Origin of the sequence: Corynebacterium lipophiloflavum DSM 44291, assembly GCF_000159635.1 — a bacterium.
GTDB classification, from domain to species: Bacteria; Actinomycetota; Actinomycetes; order Mycobacteriales; family Mycobacteriaceae; genus Corynebacterium; species Corynebacterium lipophiloflavum.
Map to the genome: position 1 here is coordinate 1 of NZ_GG667203.1, position 1,692 is coordinate 1,692.

The window sequence follows — 1,692 nt, forward strand, 5'->3', positions numbered from 1 at the left end:
AAGCCTGGATCCACCGATGTGATTTTGGGGTAGCGGCGTGGGAAAAAGAGAAATACCCTTCTGAAATGGGATAATACGACTTGCCGAAGGTCTATATTCCCCATCCAGGAGGGCATCTCTCAGGTGCAACTATCTCACACTCCCGCGGCACTCTCTATTTCATTCGATGACCCCAACCTCGTGTCGGCCGCCGGCTTGGTCCCAGCCATGCGCCTGGCCGACACTGCTGGCCTGTCGACCCTGGCACAGCACAGGATGAGTATCGCAGGCGACAAGGGTGCCAACGCCGGGGCGAAGATCTCCTCACTGGTCGCAGGCATGGTCGCCGGTGCCGACTCGATTGACGACATGGACCTGTTGCGCCACGGCGGCATGAACCGACTCTTTACCCGGATCTACGCGCCGTCGACCCTGGGATCCTTCCTCCGGGCCTTCACCTTCGGGCACGTGCGCCAGTTGGATGCCGTGGCCTCCCGCTTCCTGATCAACCTGGCTGACCAGTCACCGGGCCTGGTACCCGCACCCCCAGCTGCCACCAGCGGGTATGTCTTCGTCGATGTCGACGACACCATCATCGAAGTCCACGGCCACCAGAAACAAGGCGCCGGCTTCGGCTACTCCGGTGTCCGTGGGCTCAATGCTCTGCTGGCGACGGTCACCACGACAGAGTCTGCCCCGGTGGTCGTAGCCCAGCGCCTGCGCCGAGGGTCCTGTGGTTCGGCGCGTGGGGCAGGCCGGTTGATTGCCGATGCCATCACCACCACCCGACGCCTACCCGCCATGGCCCAGCAGAAAATCCTCGTACGCGCGGACTCCGCTTTCTACGGCCGGCCCAGCATCCACGCAGCACTCACCGCCGGTGCGGATGTGTCCATCACCGCGCGGATGACGCCCGACATCCAGAACGCGATTGCCACGATCCCGGACACGTCCTGGGAAACAATTGAGTACACCGACGCGCTCTTTGATGAGGACACCCAGACCTGGATCTCCTCAGCGGTAGTCGCGGAAGTCCCCTTCATCGCGTTTGCGTCGAAGAAGGCAGCTGATCAGGTTCCCGGTCGGCTGGTGGTGCGCCGGATCCCGGAGTTGAACAAGAAGAATATCGATCAGCCGGGCCTGTTTGATCTGCACCGCTTCCACGCGGTATTCACCACCGCCGACCCAGACCTGCTGGGTATCGTGGCCGCGGACAAGACCCACCGGCAGCATGCGGTCATCGAGCAGGTCAACGCCGATCTGAAGAACAGTGCGCTGGCGCATATGCCTTCAGGTGTGTTCACCGCGAACGCGGCGTGGTTGGTGGTGGCGGTCATGGCCTTCAACCTCACCAGGGCTGCCGGGACCATCGCGGCCGGGGCACTGGCCAGGGCTACGACTGCGACGATCCGGCGTCGGATCGTCATGGTGGCGGCCCGCATTGCTCGTAGGGCACGAAGGTTGGTCCTGCACCTACCGCAGGGCTGGAAATGGGAGCCGCAGTGGCGGAAGCTGTTCGAGCACGGTCACTCGCCACCGGCTGTTGTTTCTTCCTGACCACCTGAGCCGAAACCCTCCGGCCCGAGCCGACCTACCAATTCGTGGAACAACCAGACGACGACGTGATCTGGGGATCATTCCTGCCCGAAAATCTTGGTGGTGCCCGCAGCCGAAATCAACCGATCACCGAAAGACCATCGGCGGATCCAGGCT

At 62.7% G+C, this 1,692-nt stretch carries 1 protein-coding gene; it reads left to right on the plus strand.

Translation table 11 applies throughout. The features are described 5' to 3' along the window. Window positions 1-123: 123 nt before the first annotated feature. Window positions 124-1,536, plus strand: a complete 1,413-nt coding sequence (locus HMPREF0298_RS11180) for an IS1380-like element ISCli1 family transposase (RefSeq protein ID WP_040423240.1) — start codon at window positions 124-126, stop codon at window positions 1,534-1,536. The last annotated feature ends 156 nt before the right edge of the window (window positions 1,537-1,692 follow it).